This window comes from Brachybacterium tyrofermentans (assembly GCF_039526165.1).
Lineage (GTDB): Bacteria > Actinomycetota > Actinomycetes > Actinomycetales > Dermabacteraceae > Brachybacterium > Brachybacterium tyrofermentans.
The window spans coordinates 186881-205696 of sequence record NZ_BAAAIR010000032.1 but is presented as its reverse complement, the minus strand read 5'-3'; the positions used below and the strand labels follow the sequence as shown (position 1 = coordinate 205696).

Below are 18816 nucleotides of genomic sequence, written 5' to 3'. Positions count from 1 at the left end.
GGCCGCGGCGAGGCAACTGGCTGGACGGGAGCGGTGAATGGGCCCCGGCCCTACTAAGGTAGAGCCATCGCTTCGCGTGGACCCCCATCGCGACGGACCCCGTCGAGGGTGATCTGCCGAAGCTGTCGTCCGAGCGGCCATCGCGGCCGCACTCCGGTGAAAGGAAGCAATCGACGTGACCGAAACGTTCAAGGCCCCCGAGGGCTGGACCGAGCTCGACAAGCGCGCAGTGGACACCGTCCGCGTCCTGGCTGCGGATGCGGTCGAGAAGGTCGGCAACGGCCACCCCGGCACCGCCGTGAGCCTCGCACCCGCCGCGTACCTCCTCTACCAGGACGTGATGCGTCACGATCCGACCGATCCGAGCTGGCTGGGCCGCGACCGCTTCGTGCTGTCCGCCGGGCACTCCAGCCTCACCCAGTACATCCAGCTCTACCTCGGCGGCTTCGGCCTCGAGAAGAAGGACATCGAGGAGCTGCGCACCTGGGGCTCGAAGACCCCGGGCCACCCCGAGAACTTCCACACCAAGGGCGTCGAGATCACGACCGGCCCCCTCGGCCAGGGCATCTCCTCCTCCGTCGGCTTCGCGATGGCCCAGCGCCGCGAGCGCGGCCTGCTCGATCCCGAGGCGGCACCGGGCACCAGCCCCTTCGACCACTTCACCTACGTGATCGCCTCCGACGGCGACCTCGAGGAGGGCGTCAGCAGCGAGGCGAGCTCGCTCGCCGGGACCCAGCAGCTGGGCAACCTCATCGTCCTGTGGGACGACAACGAGATCTCCATCGAGGGCGACACCTCGATCGCGTTCACCGAGGACACCGCGGCCCGCTACGCCGCCTACGGCTGGGACGTCCGGACCGTGGACTGGACCAACGGAGGCACGGGGTACGTCGAGGACGTCGCGGCGCTGAAGGCCGAGATCCTCGAGGCCCAGAAGGTCACCGACAAGCCCACCTTCATCCAGCTGCGCACCGTCATCGGCTGGCCCATTCCCGAGCTCGCCGGCAGCCACACCGTGCACGGCGCCAAGCTCGGTGCCGAGGGCGTCGCCGGCCTGAAGAAGGCCATCGGCTTCGATCCGGAGCAGCAGTTCCAGGTTGACGAGGACGTGCTGGCCCACACCCGCTCCCTCGCCGAGCGCGCCGCCGCCGACAAGGCCGAGTGGGACACGGGCTACCAGGCCTGGCGCTCCGCGAACGCTGACGCGGCAGCCCTGCTGGACCGTCTCGTCTCCCGTGAGCTCCCCGAGGGCTTCGCCGAGGCCTTCCCGGCCTTCGAGGCCGACGAGAAGGGCATCGCGACCCGCGCCGCCTCCGGCAAGGTGCTGGGCGAGCTCGCCTCCGTCATGCCCGAGCTGTGGGGCGGCTCCGCCGACCTCGCGGGCTCCAACAACACCACGATGAAGGGCGAGCCCTCGTTCCTCCCCAAGGAGTACAGCTCCTCCGAGTTCGCCGGTGACGAGTACGGCCGCACGCTGCACTTCGGCATCCGCGAGCACGCGATGGGCGCGATCCTCTCGGGCATCTCGCTGCACGGGCTGACCCGTCCGTACGGCGGCACCTTCTTCCAGTTCGCCGACTACATGCGCGGCGCAGTGCGCCTCGCCTCGCTGATGAAGGTCCCGGCCACCTACGTGTGGACCCACGACTCCGTCGGCCTCGGCGAGGACGGCCCGACCCACCAGCCGGTCGAGCACCTGGCCGCCTACCGGGCGATCCCGAACCTCTCGATCGTGCGCCCGGCGGACGCCAACGAGACGGCTCAGGCCTGGAAGATCCTGCTCGAGCGGGACAACGGCCCCGTCGGCCTGATCCTCAGCCGTCAGGCGATGCCCACCTTCGACCGCAGCGAGTACGCCGGCGCCGAGAACCTCGCCAAGGGCGGGTACGTCATGAAGGACGCCTCCACCGGCACGCCGGAGGTCATCCTCATCGCCACCGGTTCCGAGGTGCAGTACGCCGCCGAGGCGCAGAAGCAGCTCGAGGCCGAGGGCACGCCCACGCGCCTGGTCTCGATGCCGTCCGTCGAGTGGTTCGACGAGCAGGATGAGGACTACAAGGAGTCCGTGCTCCCCTCCTCGGTCACCGCCCGCGTCTCCGTCGAGGCCGGCATCGCCATGCCGTGGTACCGCTTCCTCGGCACCCACGGCCGCGCGGTCTCGCTCGAGCACTATGGCGCCTCGGCCGATGCGAAGACCCTGTTCCGTGAGTACGGCTTCACGCCGGAGGCCGTCGTGGCCGCCGCGAAGGACTCGCTCTCCGCAGCAGGCTCCTGATCGACCGCGGGGCGGGGCCTCCGGGCCCCGCCCCGCACCTCTCCTCCGTCCTGCCCGCCCCATCGCTCGACGTTCCTTCCGCCACAGGTGGGAAGGGTGCCGTCCCGGATCTCGTTGAGCAGGACACCAGCAGTTCGACACAGGGCGCGCAGCGCCCGGAAGGAACGCACATGACCCAGAATCCCCGCACGCAGACCCTCTCCGATGCCGGCGTCTCCATCTGGCTCGACGACCTCTCGCGCCAGCGCATGGACTCCGGCAACCTGCAGGAGCTCATCGACACCCGCAACATCGTCGGCGTGACGACGAACCCGTCGATCTTCCAGGCGGCCATCTCCGGCCGCTCCGAGTACGACGCCGACATCGCCCGCCTCGCCGGCGAGGGCAAGGACGTCGACGCGGTCGTCGAGACCGTCACGACCGATGATGTGCGCCGCGCCGCGGACCTCTTCGCGGACGTGTACACGACCTCCCACGGCTTCGACGGCCGCGTGAGCATCGAGGTCGATCCCCGCCTCGCCCACGAGACCGAGAAGACCATCGCGCAGGCCAAGCACCTGTACGAGGTCGTCGGTCGCGAGAACGTCATGATCAAGATCCCCGCCACGGTCGAGGGCCTGCCCGCCATCACCGCGGCCATCGCCGAAGGCATCAGCGTCAACGTGACCCTGATCTTCTCGGTGGCCCGCTACGAGGAGGTCATCGACGCCTACCTCACCGGCCTCGAGCAGGCCGCAGCGGCCGGCAAGGATCTCTCGACGATCCACTCGGTCGCCTCCTTCTTCGTCTCCCGCGTGGACGCGGAGATCGACAAGCGTCTGACCGATCTGGGCGGCGAGGCCGTGTCCCTGCAGGGCGCCGCCGGCGTGGCCAACGCCCAGGCGGCCTTCGGCAAGTACCTCGAGGCCTTCGGCTCGGAGCGCTACTCGGCGCTGTCCGCGAAGGGCGCGAACGTGCAGCGGGCGCTGTGGGCCTCGACCGGCGTGAAGAACCCCGAGTACTCCGACACTCTCTACGTCGACAACCTCGTCGCCGATCCGAGCGTGAACACGATGCCCGAGAAGACCCTCGACGCGACGGCCGATCACTCCGAGCCCGCCGCCTCGCTGAACGCCGAGATCGCCACCTCCGCCGAGGGCGTGCTCGAGCGCGTCGCCGCCGCGGGCGTGGACCTTGACGACGTCTTCGCACTCCTCGAGCGCGAAGGTGTCGAGAAGTTCGAGAAGGCCTGGGAGGAGCTCCTCGCGACCGTGTCGGAATCGATCGACTCCGCCCGCGCCTGAGTTCCCCACGAGCACGGTCCAGCCCTCCGGGGCGGGCCGTGCTCTTGCCGTCCGTGTCCGAGAAAGGACCATCGTGACCGATACCTCCACTCCCCCTGCCGGGGCCGACGCCGAGGACCGCCTCAACCCGCTGCGCGATCCCCGCGACCGCCGACTCCCCCTCATCGCCGGGCCCAGCTCCATGGTGATGTTCGGCGTCACCGGCGACCTCGCCCGGAAGAAGCTCCTCCCGGCGATCTACGACCTCACCCACCGCGGCCTGCTGCCCCCCAGCTTCGGCCTCGTCGGCTTCGGCCGTCGTGACTGGTCCGACGACGACTTCGCCGACTACGTGCGCACCTCCGTGTCCGAGCACTCCCGCACCGGCTTCTCGGAGAGCGTGTTCGAGCAGCTGCGCGGCGGGCTCCGCTTCGTCACCGGCACCTTCGACGACTCCGCCGCCTTCGAGAAGCTCACCGAGGTCGTCGGCGAGCTCGACCGCACCCGGGGCACGGGCGGCAACCACGCCTTCTACCTGTCGATCCCGCCGGACGCCTTCCCCAAGGTGTGCGGCCAGCTCGCCGAGTCCGGGCTCAACACCCCGCGCGACGGCTCCTGGCGCCGCGTCGTCATCGAGAAGCCCTTCGGCCACGACCTCGCCTCCGCCCGCGAGCTCAACGACGTCGTCGAGAAGGTCTTCCGTCCCGAGGACGTCTTCCGCATCGACCATTACCTCGGCAAGGAGACGGTGCAGAACATCCTCGCGCTGCGCTTCGCCAACCAGCTCTACGAGCCGGTGTGGAACGCCGGCTACGTCGACCACGTGCAGATCACGATGGCCGAGGACATCGGCATCGGATCGCGCGCGGGCTACTACGACGGCATCGGCACCGCCCGCGACGTCATCCAGAACCACCTGCTCCAGCTGCTCGCCCTGACGGCGATGGAGGAGCCGGTCTCCTTCCGCGCCTCGGATCTGCGGGCGGAGAAGGAGAAGGTGCTCTCCGCGATCGAGCTCCCCGAGGACCTCGGGGAGCACACCGCCCGCGGCCAGTACGTGGGCGGCTGGCAGGGCGGCGAGGAGGTGCGTCCCTATATGGAGGAGGACGGCATCCCCGCCGACTCCACCACCGAGACGTTCGCGGCCATGCGCCTGGACATCGCGACGCGCCGCTGGGCGGGCGTCCCGTTCTACCTCCGCGCCGGCAAGCGCCTGGGACGACGGGTCACCGAGATCGCCCTGGTGTTCAAGCAGGCGCCGTTCCTGCCATTCCGTTCCACCGACACGGCGGATCTGGGCCAGAACGCGATCGTCATCCGGGTCCAGCCCGACGAGGGCGTGACCATCCGCTTCGGCTCCAAGGTGCCCGGCACGCAGATGGAGGTGCGGGACGTGACCATGGACTTCGCCTATGGCATGAACTTCACCGAGGAGTCGCCGGAGGCCTACGAGCGTCTGATCCTGGACATGCTGCTCGGCGATCCGCCGCTGTTCCCCCGCCAGAAGGAGGTCGAGCTCTCCTGGAAGATCCTCGACCCCATCACCGACTACTGGGCCGAGCACATGAAGCCGGCGCCGTACCGCCCCGGAACCTGGGGCCCCGACACCGCGCACGAGATGCTCGCCCGTGACGGACGTACCTGGAGGCGACCGTGATCACCACCCTGACCGACACCACCGCATCGGCCATCGACAAGACGATGATCGAGATGCGGGAGACCTTCGGTGCGAACACCATCGGCCGTGTCCTCACGCTCATCATCATCGCGACCGGCGACATCGAGGAGCCCCTCGGCGCCGCCATCAGCGCGAGCCACGAGCACCCTGCCCGGGTCCTCGTGGTCCATGCCGACCCCGACGCCGAGACCTCCGGGCTGGATGCCGAGATCCGCGTGGGTCGCGATGCCGGAGCCGGCGAGATCGTCATCCTGCGCGCCCGCGGCGACATCATGGCGTCCCTGGACACGCTGGTCATGGCCCTCCTGCTGCCCGATGCCCCGATCGTCACCTGGTGGCCGGAGTCCGCTCCGTCCTCCCCTGTCCATGACGTGCTGGGCTCCATGTCCCAGCGGCGCATCACGGACTCGGCGGCGTGCTCCGGGCCCATCGCGACCCTGAAGCGGCTCCGCCGCGGGTACTCCCACGGCGATTCGGACCTGGCCTGGTCGCGGCTGACCCGCTGGCGCGGGCTCGTCGCGAGCGCCTACGAGGTCCCGCCGGTCTCCGTCCCCACGAAGGTCGAGGTCGCTGGCTCCGAGGAGAACCCCTCCGTGGTGCTCATGGCGGCGTGGCTCTCGCGCAGCCTCGGCGTCGACGCGCAGATCGTCGACCCCTCGGACGGCGCCCCCGACTACGCCGGGGTGCACGGCGTGCGACTGACCCGTGAGGACGGCACGATCGATCTCACGCGCGTCAGCGACGAGGCCATCGTGCTCACGCTGCCGACCGATGATTCCGGTCAGCACGTGACGATGCCGCGACGCACCCTGAACGAGCTCCTCGCCGAGGAGCTGCGCCGGCTCGACCCCGACGAGGTCTACGGCGAGGTCCTCGCCACCGCCTTCAGCGGGATCGACGACATGGGCACGTACGCCAGCGGGAAGCCGGCACCGACGGATTCGATCAGCGCCGATGCGGAGGCCGTCGCGGCGGACGCCGCAGAGGCCACCGCGGCGCAGCTCGCCACGGCCCTCGAGGCGCGCTCCTCCGCGCACCTCGTGGTCACCGGCGGCACCGTCGGCACGGCGACCGCGAAGGCACTCCCCGCCGCGCTCTCCGCCGCGGGTGTCGACGTCTCCCGCCTGCACATCTGGTGGGGCGATGAGCGTTTCGTCGACCCCGACTCGAGCGACCGCAACGAGGTCGGAGTCCGCGACCCCCTGCTGGAGCCGCTCCAGGAGGCCGGACTGCCCGCGCGCAACATCCACGTCATGCCCTCGCCCGCCGACGGCATGTCCCTGGACGATGCCGCGGCCTGGTACGGGCAGCAGCTCGACCTCTCTGGCGGCGACGAGCCCTTCCGCACCCGCGGCCGGGCGTTCTTCGACGTGCTCCTGCTGGGGGTCGGGCCCGACGGCCATATCGCCTCCCTGTTCCCGGAGCATTCGGATCAGCGATCCGTCAGCGCGAGCGCCATCGCGGTGACGAACTCGCCGAAGCCGCCGCCGGAGCGGATCTCGCTCACCTGGCCGGTCCTGAACTCCGCCCGCCACGTGGCACTCCTGGTCGCCGGCGAGGAGAAGGCCGAGGCCGTGGCGGCGGCCCACGGGGAGATCAACCCGTGGCCCGTGCCGGCCTCCGCCGTGCGCGGCCTGGAGTCGACGACCTGGTTCCTCGACACCGCGGCGGCCTCCCGGCTGGATGACTGACCCGCTGGACGCCTGACCCGCTGACAGCCCGGACCGGCCGCCGCAGATCCTCGATCTGCGGCGGCCGGTCCGTCGTCGCGGCGGTGGAACGGTCCCAAGCTCAGCCACGTTCTGGGAAGATCTGACCATGCTGGCCACCACTCGCTCCCGGATCGCCGCCTCCCTGATCCAGGAGAGGCGGGCGCAACGAGATCTCGCGGCGCGCCTGCACTACCTTGACGGCCACGGCCCGTACTGAGCGGAGCCGCCCCGCTCCGGGTCCCACGACGTGCCGCGGGCAGCGAACGCCCCGGACAGCACGAAGGGCCGATCACCTCACGGTGACCGGCCCGTCGTGGGAGTGTCAGGGGTGAGCGCTCAGAGGAAGCGCTCCACCACGCCGAGACCGACGCAGGCCGCGCCCCACAGCACGGCGACCGTCACGGTCAGCCGGTTGAGGTTCCGCTCGGCCACGCCGGAGGCGCTGGCCGAGGAGGAGACGCCGCCGCCGAACATGTCGGAGAGGCCGCCGCCGCGTCCCTTGTGCAGGAGCACGAACATGATGGCGAGCAGGCTGAGAACAGCCAGCGAGATCTGAAGGATGAGCTTCAGGAGGGGCAGATCCACGAGGGCGAGCACCTTCCACGAGGTCGGACGGACCGATCCAGCATACGGCACGGGCCGGACCCCGAGCAGGTCCGGCCCGCGTGGCGCGGCTCTCGCCGGGGCGGAGCCGCGCGATGGGCTCTCAGCCCTGGAAGCCCACGATCTTCGCGAACTCCTCGGCCTTGAGCGACGCGCCGCCGACGAGGGCGCCGTCGACGTCGGCCTTGCCCATCAGCTCGACGACGTTCGAGGACTTCACGCTGCCGCCGTACAGGACGCGCACGGCATCGGCGACGACGTCGCCGTGGAGCTCGCGCAGCGCCTCACGGATGGCGTGGCAGACCTCCTGCGCATCATCCGCGCTGGCGACCTCGCCGGTGCCGATGGCCCAGACGGGCTCGTAGGCGATGACGACCTGCTTCGCCTGCTCGGCGTCCACGCCCTCCAGGCCGCCCGTGAGCTGGGCCAGGGTGTACGCGACGTGGTTGCCGGCCTTGCGCTCCTCGAGGGGCTCCCCGACGCACAGGATCGGGGTGAGGCCCGCCGCGAAGGCGGCCTTCACCTTCGCGCTCGTGACCTGCTCGTCCTCGCCGTGGTACTGGCGACGCTCCGAGTGCCCCACCGCGACATAGGTCGCGCCGAGCGCCGTCAGCATGGAGCCGGAGACCTCACCGGTGTAGGCACCGGACTCGAAGGCGGAGATGTCCTGGGCGCCGTAGGCGATCGGCAGCTTGCCGGCGTCGACGGCGACCTGGACGGTGCGCAGGTCGACGAACGGGGGAAGCACGACTGCCTCGACCGCGTCGGTGTTGAAGCCCTTGAGCTGGTCGCCCAGCTCCTCGACCAGGGCGAGGCCCTGCTTCCAGTCGAGGTTCATCTTCCAGTTGCCCGCCATCAGCGGGGTACGGGTGCTCACTTGGTGCCCTCCTCGAGGATCGAAATGCCCGGCAGGTCCTTGCCCTCGATGAGTTCGAGGCTCGCTCCACCGCCGGTGGAGATGTGCGAGTACGCGGATTCATCGAATCCGAGGATGCGGACCGCGGCGGCGGAATCGCCACCGCCGACCACGGTGTAGCCGTCGGCCGTGGCGAGCACCTCGGCGACGGACTTGGTGCCCTCGGCGAAGGCCTCGAACTCGAACACGCCCATGGGCCCGTTCCAGAACACGGTCGCGGCGTCGGAGACCTTCTCGGCGAACAGCTTCGCGGTCTCCGGGCCGATGTCCATGCCCTCCTGGTCGGCCGGGATCTCGGTGGCCTTGACCACGGTGGCCGGGGCGTCGGCGGAGAACTCGGGCGCGACGACGGTATCGACCGGCAGCACCAGCTCGACCCCGTTCTTCTCGGCCCGCTCCATGTACTCACGGACCACGTCGAGCTTGCTCTCGTCCAGCAGGGACAGCCCGACCTCGTAGCCGAGCGCCTTCTGGAAGGTGTACGCCATGCCGCCGCCGATGAGGATGCGGTCCGCCTTGCCCAGCAGCGCGTCGATGACCCCGAGCTTGTCGGCGATCTTCGCGCCGCCGAGGATCACGACGAACGGACGCTCCGGTGAGTCGGTGACCTTGCGCAGCGACTCGACCTCGCGCAGCACCAGCTCGCCGGCCGCCGAGGGCAGCAGCGAGGCGAGCTCGTAGACGGACGCCTGCTTGCGGTGCACGACGCCGAAGCCGTCGGAGACGAAGGCATCGCCGAGGGAGGCGAGGGCCTGGGCGAACACGTGGCGCTCACCGTCCTGCTTCGCCGTCTCCCCCGGGTTGAAGCGGAGGTTCTCGAGCACGGCGACCTGGCCGTCCTGAAGCGCGGCGACGACGCCACGGGCGGAATCGCCGATGGTGTCCGTCGCGAAGGCGACCTCCTGGCCCAGCAGCTCGCCGAGCCGACCCACGACGGGCTTGAGGGAGTACTTGTCCTCCGGGGCGCCCTTGGGGCGACCGAGGTGGGAGATGACCACGACCCGGGCACCGGCCTCGACGAGGCGGGTGAGGGTGGGCAGAGCGGCGCGGATGCGGCCGTCGTCGGTGATCGTGGTGCCGTCCAGCGGGACGTTGAGATCGGCTCGGACGAGCACGCGCTTGCCGCGCAGCTCTCCGAGCGAATCGATGGTCTTCAGCACGATAGGTGTTCCTTCGGTTCGAGGCCGGGCGGCGCCGGGGCGCCGCGACGGCCGTGGGACGAGCGGAGCCCGCCGGAGGCCGACCCCTCGGGGTGGCGACCGGCGGGCTCCGGAGATGTCCTGGTCGTCCGGGGACGACACGGGTTTCAGAGGGAAGTCAGAGCGACTTGCCCACGAGCTGCGAGAGCTCGACGAGGCGGTTTGAGAAGCCCCACTCGTTGTCGTACCAGGAGAAGATCTTCACCAGGTTGCCGTTGACCTTGGTCAGCTGCGCATCGAAGATCGAGCTGTGCGGGTCACCCTCGATGTCCTTGGACACGATGGGGTCCTCGGTGTAGCGCAGGATGCCCTTGAGGGGGCCCTCCGCCGCCTTCTTGACCGCGGCGTTGACCTCTTCGGCGGTGACCTCGCGGGACGCCTCGAAGGTCAGGTCGGTGATCGAGCCGGTCGGGACCGGCACGCGCAGCGAGTAGCCGTCGAGCTTGCCCTTGAGCTCCGGGAGCACCAGTGCGACGGCCTTGGCCGCGCCCGTGGTGGTCGGGATGATGTTCAGCGCGGCGGCGCGTGCACGACGCGGGTCGCTGTGCGGGCCATCCTGCAGCACCTGGTCGGAGGTGTAGGCGTGGATGGTCGTCATGAGGCCCTTGACGATCCCGAACTCGTCGTTCAGCACCTTGGCCACGGGAGCGAGGCTGTTGGTGGTGCAGGACGCGTTGGAGACGATGTGGTGCTTCTCCGGGTCGTAGTCGCCCTCGTTGACACCGATCACGAAGGTCGCGTCCTCGTTCTTCGCCGGAGCGGAGATGATGACCTTCTTGGCGCCGGCCTCGAGGTGGGCCTTGGCCTTCTCGGCGTCCGTGAAGATGCCGGTGGACTCGATGACGACGTCCGCGCCGATCTCGCCCCACGGGATGTTCTTGGGATCGCGCTCGGCGAACGCCTTGATCGTGGTCTCGCCGACGGTGATGGTGTCGTCGTCGAAGGAGACGTCGTACGGGAGCACGCCACCGATCGAGTCGTACTTGATGAGATTCGCGAGCGTGGCGTTGCTCGTGAGGTCGTTGACGCCGACGATCTGGATGTCAGCCTTCTGCTCGAGCGCGGCGCGCAGGAAATTGCGGCCGATACGACCGAATCCGTTGATTCCGACCTTAATGGTCACGGTTCCTCCTAGATTCGCAGGGGATCTGCGAAATATGGACAGTGGCGCGCACGCCCTCGTACGCTCGGACGGCGCCGGCTGTGACCGACGACCGGGACGATCCTATCAATGTCACAGAGTGCTTCTGCAGGACGTTCATCCCCCGGGATCAGGAGACGGGATCGGGAGAGGGCGGCAGCTGCTCCTCGTTGACGCCGTCCTCGGTGCCCGGCATCCCCAGATCGTCGGCCTTCTTGTCCGCCATGGCGAGCAGCCGACGGATCCTCCCGGCGACCGCATCCTTCGTGAGCTGCGGGTCTGCGAGGCGCCCGAGCTCCTCGAGGCTGGCCTGGCGGTGCTCCAGGCGCAGCTGTCCGGCGGCCTGCAGGTGCTCGGGCACGTCGTCCCCGAGGATCTCCAGCGCGCGCTGGACGCGCTGCCCGGCGGCCACGGCGGCCCGCGCGCTGCGTCGGAGGTTCGCGTCGTCGAAGTTCGCCAGCCGGTGCGCGGTCGCCTTCACCTCGCGCTTGGTACGGCGGTCCTCCCACGTGACGACGGTCTGGTGGGCGCCCATCCGGGTCAGGAGCGTCGAGATCGCGTCGCCGTCGCGCAGCACCACCCGATCCGCACCCCGGGCCTCACGGGCCTTGGAGGCCACTCCGAGACGGCGGGCGGCGCCGACCATGGCGAGGGCGACCTCCGGCCCCGGGCAGGACAGCTCGAGGGCCGAGGACCTGCCGGGCTCGGTGAGGGTGCCCCGGGCGAGGAAGGCCCCGCGCCAGGCGGCCTCGGCATCGACCGCGGCGCCGCCGACCACGAAAGGGGGCATGCCGCGCACGGGCCGGCCCCGGGCGTCGAGCAGTCCGGTCTGCCGGGCGAGCATGCCGCCCTCCCTGTCCACCCGCACGATGTAGCGCGTGGTGCGACGGATCCCCGACGGGGCGAGCACCGCGAGATCGGCCCGATGGCCGTACATGTCGCCGATGATCGCGTGCAGCCGGCGGGCGACGGCCGCGGAGTCCAGCTCCGCCTCGACCACGACCCGCCCGGCGACCAGGTGCAGACCGCCGGCGAAGCGCAGCATCGCCGCGGCCTCCGCCTTGCGGGCGGAGGGCCGTGTCACCTCGAGGTGGCTCAGCTCCTCCTTGGCATCACCCGTCAGTGCCATGCGGGTCCTCCTCGTTCGATGGTGCGTCCGCCGTCGATGCACTGTACGGGGTGGCCCTGGCAGCGTCGCCCCGCGTGCTCGGATTCGACTCGACATCACCGTAGGCGTCGTCGAAGAGATCACGATAGGCGGCGGCCAGGCGCACCGGGTCGTGGTGGGGCTGGCCGTCCCCGACGCTCACCTGGCGCAGCAGCGTGCGGATCCCGCGCGCCTCGGCGGCCTCGGAGAGCTCGAGCGCATCGTCGAGGGTCGTGGGGTCGGCCAGCAGGGCGTCGAAACGGCAGTCCCCCGCCTGCTCGAGCAGCACCTCCAGCATGTCCAGGCTCGTCATCCCCTCGGCCTCCTGCGAGCCGACGGACAGGTTCGTGGTGATGCAGCGACGGGCGGGACTGGTGCGGATCGCCTCGGCGATCTCCGGGATCATCAGGTGCGGCAGCACCGAGGTGTACCAGGAGCCCGGTCCCACGATGATCCAGTCGGCACGCCCGATCGCCTCGAGCACCGCCTCGGGCACGCGGGGCCGCGGCGGGTCCAGCCGCACCTGCTCCACCCGTCCTTCGGCGGTCGCGACCTGCCACTGCCCGGCGACGGTGCGCAGCTCACCGTCGCCGCCGCGCACGTCGGCCTCGATGTCGAGGGGCTCGAGCGCCATCGGGAGCACGCGTCCGCGTGCCCCGAGCAGCTCGGCCATCTGATCCAGGCCCTCGATCGGGTCGCCGAGGATCTGCCACAGGGAGACGATCAGGAGATTGCCCAGCGCGTGCCCGTCGAGCTCGCCGTCGGTCTCGAAGCGATGCTGGATCACGTCGCCCCAGATGGATCCCCAGTCGGAGTCCTCGCACAGCGCGGCCAGCGCCATCCGCAGGTCGCCCGGCGGCAGCACGGGCATCTCGGTGCGGATCCTGCCGGAGGAGCCGCCGTTGTCCGCCACGGTGACCACGGCGGTGATGTCGTCGGCCAGGAGGCGCAGCGCACGCAGGTTCGCGGCGAGCCCGTGGCCGCCGCCCAGGGCTACCACGCGCAGGGGACGCTGCGGGTCACCGCGGCGGCCGCGGCGGGCGCTGGCGGACCGGTCGGCGGTGCGCAGGCGATGGCCGCCGGAGCGGGAGGCGATGGTGCTCATTCGCGCCCCAGATCTCGGTGCCGGATCCGGACGGCATGGCCGGCGCTGCGGAGCCTGTCACCGATCCGCTCGGCGACCGCGACGGAGCGGTGCTTGCCCCCGGTGCAGCCGATGGCGAGGGTGGTGAAGTGCTTGTTCTCGGCGCTGTAGCCACGCAGCACGGGCGTGATCATCTCGAGGTACCTGTCCACGAACTCGGCGGCGTTGGCGTCGCCGAGCACGAAGTCGGCGACCTCCTGATCGGTGCCGCGCTTGGGCTTCAGCTCGGGCACCCAGTACGGGTTGGGGATGAAGCGCACGTCGCTGACGTGATCGGCCTCGAGCGGGATCCCGTACTTGAACCCGAAGGACAGCATCGTCACGGTGAGCTGCTGCTCCTCGCTGGTCCCGAAGACGGTGCGCATCTTCATCGTCAGCTGGTGCACGTTCAGCGGGGAGGTGTCGATGACCAGATCGGCCATCGCCCGGTAGGGCGCGAGCATCTCGCGTTCGCGGCGGATCCCCTCGAGCACGCCCTCCTCGCCCTGCAGCGGATGGGGGCGACGCACGGAGTCGAAGCGCCGCACGAGGGTGGACTCGTCGGCCGTGAGGAACAGCAGGCGCAGGCGGAGGTCGGCGCGACGCAGCTCGGCGACCACATCGGCGAGCTCGGAGAAGAACGGGCCGGAGCGGGGATCGACGACGACGGCGAAGCGGTTCTCCCGGCCCACGGCCGAGGCGCGCAGCTCGTAGAGGGTGCCGATCAGCTGCGGGGCGATGTTGTAGACCACGTACCAGCCCATGTCCTCGAGGGCATGGGCGGCCGTCTCACGGCCGGCACCCGCGAGACCGGTGATGATCACGACGTCTCCCGTCGTGTCGGAGCGAGGGGCCAGCGAGGACTCGTCGTGCACGAGGCGCTCCTTCCAGGGTCACGGCGACGCGGACGGGCGGGTCAGCGGTCGAGGATCTCGCCCGTGGCCATGTCGACCGCGACGTCGAGCGGTTCATCGCCCTGTGGAGAATCCGTCGCGGCGTCCGTGTCGGTCGCCTGCTCGGATCGTAGCGCGACCATGATCTGCGCGGCCAACGCGGGCCCGACCCCGTCGACCTCCTGCAGCTCCTCCTCGCCCGCCTCGCGGATCGCGGAGACGGTCACGAATCCGTCGAGCAGGGCGCGCCGACGGGCCGGACCGAGCCCGGGGATGCCGTCCAGGGCGCTGGACTGCATCGCCCGGCCCCGCTTGGAGCGGTGGTAGGTGATCGCGAAGCGGTGCGCCTCGTCCCGCAGCCGCTGCACGAGGAAGAGCGCCTCGCTGGTGCGCGGCAGGATCACCGGGTACTCGTCCCCGGGGAGCCAGATCTCCTCCAGACGCTTCGCGATGCCGGCCAGGGCGATATCGGTGACCCCGAGGTCGTCGAAGGCTCGCTGCGCGGCCGCCACCTGCGGCGCGCCGCCGTCGACGAGGATCAGGGAGGGCGGGTACGCGAAGCGGCGCGACTCCTCCTCCGTCTTCTCCGGCGGATCCAGGTGGTGCTTCAGGCGGCGGGAGATGACGTCGTACATCGACGCGGTGTCATCGCGCGCAGCCTCCCCGCTGACCGAGTACCGCCGGTACTCGCTCTTCTTGGGCAGGCCGTCCTCGAAGACGACCTGCGAGCCGACGACATTGGTCCCGTGGGAATGGGAGATGTCATAGCACTCGATGCGCAGGGGCGGCTCCGCGAGATCGAGCGCCTCACCGAGGTCCTCGAGGGCCTTGGTGCGTGCTGTGATGTCACCGGTGCGCTTGAGCCGGTGGAGCCGCAGCGCGTCGACCGCGTTGTCGGTGACGGTGGCCAGCAGGTCCTTCTTCTCGCCTCGCTGCGGGATGCGCAGGTCCACCTGCTTCCCGATCAGTGCGAGCACCTGCTCGCGGTTGGTGGGCTGGACGGGGACCAGCACCTCCCGGGGTGCGGCGCCTTCGGTGTACAGCGTGGTCAGGGCGCGCTCGATGAGGTCCGGGGCGCTGGACTCGTCGAGGATCTCCGCGGTCCAGCCGCGCTGGCCGCGGATCCGGCCCCCACGCACGTGGAAGACCTGCACGGACGCCTCGAGCTCATCCTGCGCGAGGCCGATGAGGTCCGCGTCGGTGGCGTCGGAGAGCACCACCGAGTTCTTCTCCATGACCTTGTCCAGCGCCGCGAGGTCATCGCGCAGCCCGGCGGCGGTCTCGTAGTCCATGGCGGCGGCCGCGTCGCGCATCTGCTTCTCGATGCGCCGGGTGTAGGTCGCAGTGTTGCCGGCCATGAAGTCCGCGAACTGCTCCGCGAGGCGGCGATGCTCCTCCTGCGTGATGTCGCCGACGCACGGCGCGGAGCACTTTCCGATGAACCCCAGCAGGCACGGCCGGCCGGACCGCTCCGCCCGCCGGTACACGCCGGCGGTGCAGGAGCGGATCGGGAACACCCGCAGCATCAGGTCGAGCGTCTCGCGGATGGCGCCGACCTGCGGGTAGGGCCCGAAGGTGCGATCGCCCTTGGCGCGCGGCCGACGGGTGATGTGCACCCGCGGCACCTTCTCCCCCATCGTGAGAGCCAGGTAGGGATAGGACTTGTCGTCGCGGAACTTGACGTTGAACCGCGGGTCGAACTCCTTGATCCAGGTGTACTCGAGGGTGAGCGCCTCGACCTCGGTGCCCACGACGGTCCATTCCACGCTCGCCGCGGTGGTGACCATGCGCCGGGTGCGCTCGTGGAGCACCGAGAGGTCCTGGAAATAGTTCGAGAGCCGCTGGCGGAGGTTCTTCGCCTTGCCGACGTAGATGACGCGCCCGTGCTCGTCCCGGAAGCGGTACACCCCCGGGCGGACGGGGATGGTGCCCCGCTCGGGACGGTAGGTCGACGGATCAGCCATGGCTCGCGCTCACACGCCCCGGCCCGCGCGCCCGACCTCGAGCAGCGGGGCGAGGAACTGCCCCGTGTAGGACCCGGCCACGGCGGCGACCTGCTCCGGGGTGCCCTTGGCGACGATCTCGCCGCCGCCGGCTCCTCCCTCGGGGCCGAGATCGATGACATGGTCCGCCGTCTTGATGACGTCGAGGTTGTGCTCGATGACGAGCACCGTGTTGCCCTTGTCGACCAGACCGCCGAGCACCTCGAGCAGCTTGCGCACGTCCTCGAAGTGGAGGCCGGTGGTGGGCTCGTCCAGCACGTAGATGCTGCGACCGTTGGAGCGCTTGTGCAGCTCGGAGGAGAGCTTCACCCGCTGCGCCTCGCCGCCCGAGAGCGTCGTCGCGGACTGCCCGAGCTTCACGTAGCCCAGGCCCACGTCCACGAGGGTCTGCATCTGACGACGGATCGGGGGGACCGCGTCGAAGAACTCGAGCGCCTCGGAGATCGACAGGTTCAGCACCTCGGCGACGTTCTTGTCCTTGAACTTCACCTCGAGCGTCTCGCGGTTGTAGCGCTGACCGTGGCAGACCTCGCACTGGACGTAGACGTCGGGCAGGAAGTTCATCTCGATCTTCAAGGTGCCGTCGCCCGAGCAGGCCTCGCAGCGGCCGCCCTTGACGTTGAAGGAGAAGCGCCCGGCGGTGTAACCGCGCACCTTCGCCTCATTGGTCTGGGCGAACAGGGTGCGCACGCGGTCCCACACGCCCGTGTAGGTCGCGGGGTTCGAGCGCGGGGTGCGCCCGATCGGCGACTGGTCGACGTGGACCACCTTGTCGAGATGCTCGAGGCCGGTGACGCGCTTGTGCCGGCCGGGGACGATCCGGGCCCGGTTGAGCTCCTTGGCGAGCACCGAGTAGAGGATGTCGTTGACCAGGGACGACTTGCCGGAGCCGGAGACTCCGGTGATGGCGGTCAGCACGCCCAGCGGGAAGCTGACGTCCTGTCCCTTGAGGTTGTTGGCGCGCGGGCCGATGACCTTGATCATGCGGTCCTTGTCGACCGGCCGCCGCGCGAGCGGGAGCGGGATCTCGAGGTCGCCGGAGAGGTAACGACCGGTCAGGCTCTCGGGGTTCTTCTTGAGGTCCTCGACGCTGCCGGAGTGGACCACCCTGCCGCCGTGCTCACCGGCCAGAGGACCGATGTCCACGACCCAGTCGGCGGCGTTGAGCGTGTCCTCGTCGTGCTCGACGACGATGAGGGTGTTGCCCAGGTCGCGGAGCCGGTTCAGGGTGGTGATGAGGCGGGCGTTGTCGCGCTGGTGCAGACCGATCGAGGGCTCGTCGAGCACGTACAGCACACCGACGAGTCCCGAGCCGATCTGGGTGGCCAGGCGGATGCGCTGGGCCTCGCCGCCGGAGAGGGTCGCGGCGGCGCGCTCGAGGCTGAGGTAGTCCAGGCCCACGTCGAGCAGGAAGCCCAGGCGCGAGCGGATCTCCCGCAGCACCTCGTCGGCGATCGCGGCCTCGCGCACGCCGAGCCGGAGCCCCTCGTGGAAGGTGAGCGCGTCGCGCAGCGACATCGCGCAGACCTCGGCGATGGAGCGGCCGCCCACGGTGACCGCGAGGACCTCGGGGCGCAGCCGCGCCCCCTTGCAGGCGGGGCAGGGAACCTCGCGCATGAACTGCTCGTAGCGCTCCTTGGCCCAGTCCGACTCGGTGTCCGAGTGACGGCGCTCGAGGAAGTGCATGATGCCCTCGAAGCCGGTGGAGTAGGTGCGCTCGCGGCCGAAGCGGTTGCGGTACTTCACGTGGACCTTGTGGTCCTTGCCGTGCAGCAGCGCCTCGGTGGCGCGCTCCGGGAGGGCCCGCCAGGGCACGTCCATCGAGAAGCTGAGCTCCTCGGCGAGCGCCGCCATGACCTCCTGGTGGTGATCGGAAGAGCCCATCGTCCAGGGGGCGATGGCACCCTCCGCGAGGGTGAGGTCCTCGTCGGGGATCACGAGCTCGGGGTCGACCTCGAGGCGCATGCCGATGCCGGTGCACTCGGGGCAGGCGCCGTAGGGGGCGTTGAAGGAGAAGGTGCGCGGCTCGATGTCGTCGATCGCGAGGGGGTGGAGGTTGGGGCAGGCCCGCTTCTCGGAGAAGCGACGGGTGCGCTCCGCGTCCTCCTCCTCGAGGTCCACGTAGTCGACCAGGACCACGCCCTCGGCGAGGCGGAGCGAGGTCTCGACGGAGTCCGTGAGGCGGCGACGCGCGTCGGGCTTGGCCGCCAGGCGGTCCACGACGACCTCGATGGTGTGCTTGAACTTCTTGTCGAGCGAGATCTCCTCGTCGAGCCGACGCGTCGTCCCGTCGATCCGCGCGCGGGCATACCCCTGGGAGCGCAGCGAGCTCAGCAGATCCGCGTGCTCGCCCTTGCGGCCCTGGACGACGGGTGCCAGCAGCTGGAAGCGGGTGCCTTCGCTCTGCTCGAGCAGCGTGTCCACGATCTGCTCCGCCGAGGAGGAGCTGACGGCCTCGCCGCACACCGGGCAGTGCTGCACGCCGGTGCGGGAGAACAGCAGGCGCAGGTAGTCGTAGATCTCGGTGATCGTGCCGACGGTGGAGCGCGGGTTGCGGTTGGTCGACTTCTGGTCGATCGAGACCGCCGGGGACAGGCCTTCGATGAGGTCGACGGAGGGCTTGTCCATCTGGCCCAGGAACTGCCGGGCATAGGCGGACAGCGACTCCACGTACCGACGCTGACCTTCGGCGAAGATCGTGTCGAACGCCAGGGAGCTCTTGCCCGAGCCGGAGAGCCCGGAGAAGACCACCAGCCGGTTCCGGGGGATATCGATGTCGATGTTCTTGAGGTTGTGCTCGCGCGCACCGCGGACGACGAGGGATTCAGTCACCGGATCATCCTACGAGCGGGACACGACGTTCG

At 70.1% G+C, this 18816-nt stretch carries 13 protein-coding genes; 4 read left to right on the top strand and 9 right to left on the bottom strand.

All coding sequences use genetic code 11. The features are described 5' to 3' along the window. Positions 1-175: 175 nt before the first annotated feature. The 4 genes from tkt to pgl all read left to right on the top strand — a co-directional run bounded on the left by tkt (position 176) and on the right by pgl (position 6906). The gene (gene tkt / locus ABD093_RS06780) at positions 176-2275 is read left to right on the top strand and encodes a transketolase (RefSeq protein WP_193117234.1); all 2100 of its coding nucleotides are present in this window, start codon (positions 176-178) and stop codon (positions 2273-2275) included. A 170-nt stretch (positions 2276-2445) separates the two neighbouring features. After that, on the top strand, positions 2446-3558 hold the full coding sequence (gene tal, locus ABD093_RS06775) for a transaldolase (protein ID WP_343923316.1): 1113 nt from the start codon (positions 2446-2448) through the stop codon (positions 3556-3558). A 73-nt stretch (positions 3559-3631) separates the two neighbouring features. Then, entirely contained in the window at positions 3632-5194 is a 1563-nt protein-coding gene (gene zwf, locus ABD093_RS06770) for a glucose-6-phosphate dehydrogenase (RefSeq protein ID WP_343923314.1), read from the top strand. Continuing rightward, complete coding sequence (pgl, locus tag ABD093_RS06765; protein ID WP_343923312.1) at positions 5191-6906, top strand: 6-phosphogluconolactonase; 1716 nt, start codon at positions 5191-5193, stop codon at positions 6904-6906. Before zwf ends, pgl begins: the two co-directional genes overlap by 4 nt. Before the next feature lie 357 nt (positions 6907-7263). Here pgl and secG read toward each other — a convergent pair whose 3' ends face one another. From secG to uvrA, 9 genes are all read right to left on the bottom strand, one after another. Further along, a complete protein-coding gene (secG, locus tag ABD093_RS06760) occupies positions 7264-7506 on the bottom strand; it encodes a preprotein translocase subunit SecG (RefSeq protein WP_193117338.1) in 243 nt (80 codons plus the stop codon). A gap of 127 nt (positions 7507-7633) precedes the next feature. After that, positions 7634-8407, bottom strand: coding sequence for a triose-phosphate isomerase (gene tpiA / locus ABD093_RS06755; protein WP_193117238.1), 774 nt, complete (start codon positions 8405-8407; stop codon positions 7634-7636). Then, positions 8404-9606 carry a phosphoglycerate kinase gene (locus ABD093_RS06750; protein ID WP_343923310.1) on the bottom strand — a complete coding sequence of 401 codons (1203 nt, stop codon included), beginning with the start codon at positions 9604-9606 and terminating at the stop codon, positions 8404-8406. Before ABD093_RS06750 ends, tpiA begins: the two co-directional genes overlap by 4 nt. Before the next feature lie 157 nt (positions 9607-9763). Next, positions 9764-10768 (bottom strand): type I glyceraldehyde-3-phosphate dehydrogenase, encoded by a 1005-nt coding sequence (gene gap, locus ABD093_RS06745; protein ID WP_193117239.1) that lies wholly within the window; start codon positions 10766-10768, stop codon positions 9764-9766. 148 nt (positions 10769-10916) lie between these two features. Continuing rightward, complete coding sequence (whiA, locus tag ABD093_RS06740) at positions 10917-11915, bottom strand: DNA-binding protein WhiA (RefSeq protein ID WP_193117240.1); 999 nt, start codon at positions 11913-11915, stop codon at positions 10917-10919. Then, a complete protein-coding gene (locus tag ABD093_RS06735) occupies positions 11899-13038 on the bottom strand; it encodes a gluconeogenesis factor YvcK family protein (protein WP_193117241.1) in 1140 nt (379 codons plus the stop codon). Before ABD093_RS06735 ends, whiA begins: the two co-directional genes overlap by 17 nt. Continuing rightward, positions 13035-13931: an RNase adapter RapZ gene (gene rapZ / locus ABD093_RS06730; protein ID WP_193117242.1), complete on the bottom strand. Its 897-nt coding sequence runs from the start codon at positions 13929-13931 to the stop codon at positions 13035-13037. The genes ABD093_RS06735 and rapZ overlap by 4 nt, the downstream gene beginning before the upstream one ends. 41 nt (positions 13932-13972) lie before the next feature. Then, positions 13973-15913: an excinuclease ABC subunit UvrC gene (gene uvrC, locus ABD093_RS06725; protein ID WP_343923306.1), complete on the bottom strand. Its 1941-nt coding sequence runs from the start codon at positions 15911-15913 to the stop codon at positions 13973-13975. Between the two features lie 9 nt (positions 15914-15922). Further along, entirely contained in the window at positions 15923-18784 is a 2862-nt protein-coding gene (gene uvrA, locus ABD093_RS06720) for an excinuclease ABC subunit UvrA (protein WP_343923304.1), read from the bottom strand. Positions 18785-18816 lie beyond the last annotated feature (32 nt).

Coding starts and splice junctions, on each gene's coding strand:
- tal (WP_343923316.1), top strand. CDS start 2,446: ATGACCCAGAATCCCCGCACGCAGACCCTCTCCGATGCCGGCGTCTCC.
- whiA (WP_193117240.1), bottom strand. CDS start 11,915: ATGGCACTGACGGGTGATGCCAAGGAGGAGCTGAGCCACCTCGAGGTG.
- ABD093_RS06735 (WP_193117241.1), bottom strand. CDS start 13,038: ATGAGCACCATCGCCTCCCGCTCCGGCGGCCATCGCCTGCGCACCGCC.
- uvrC (WP_343923306.1), bottom strand. CDS start 15,913: ATGGCTGATCCGTCGACCTACCGTCCCGAGCGGGGCACCATCCCCGTC.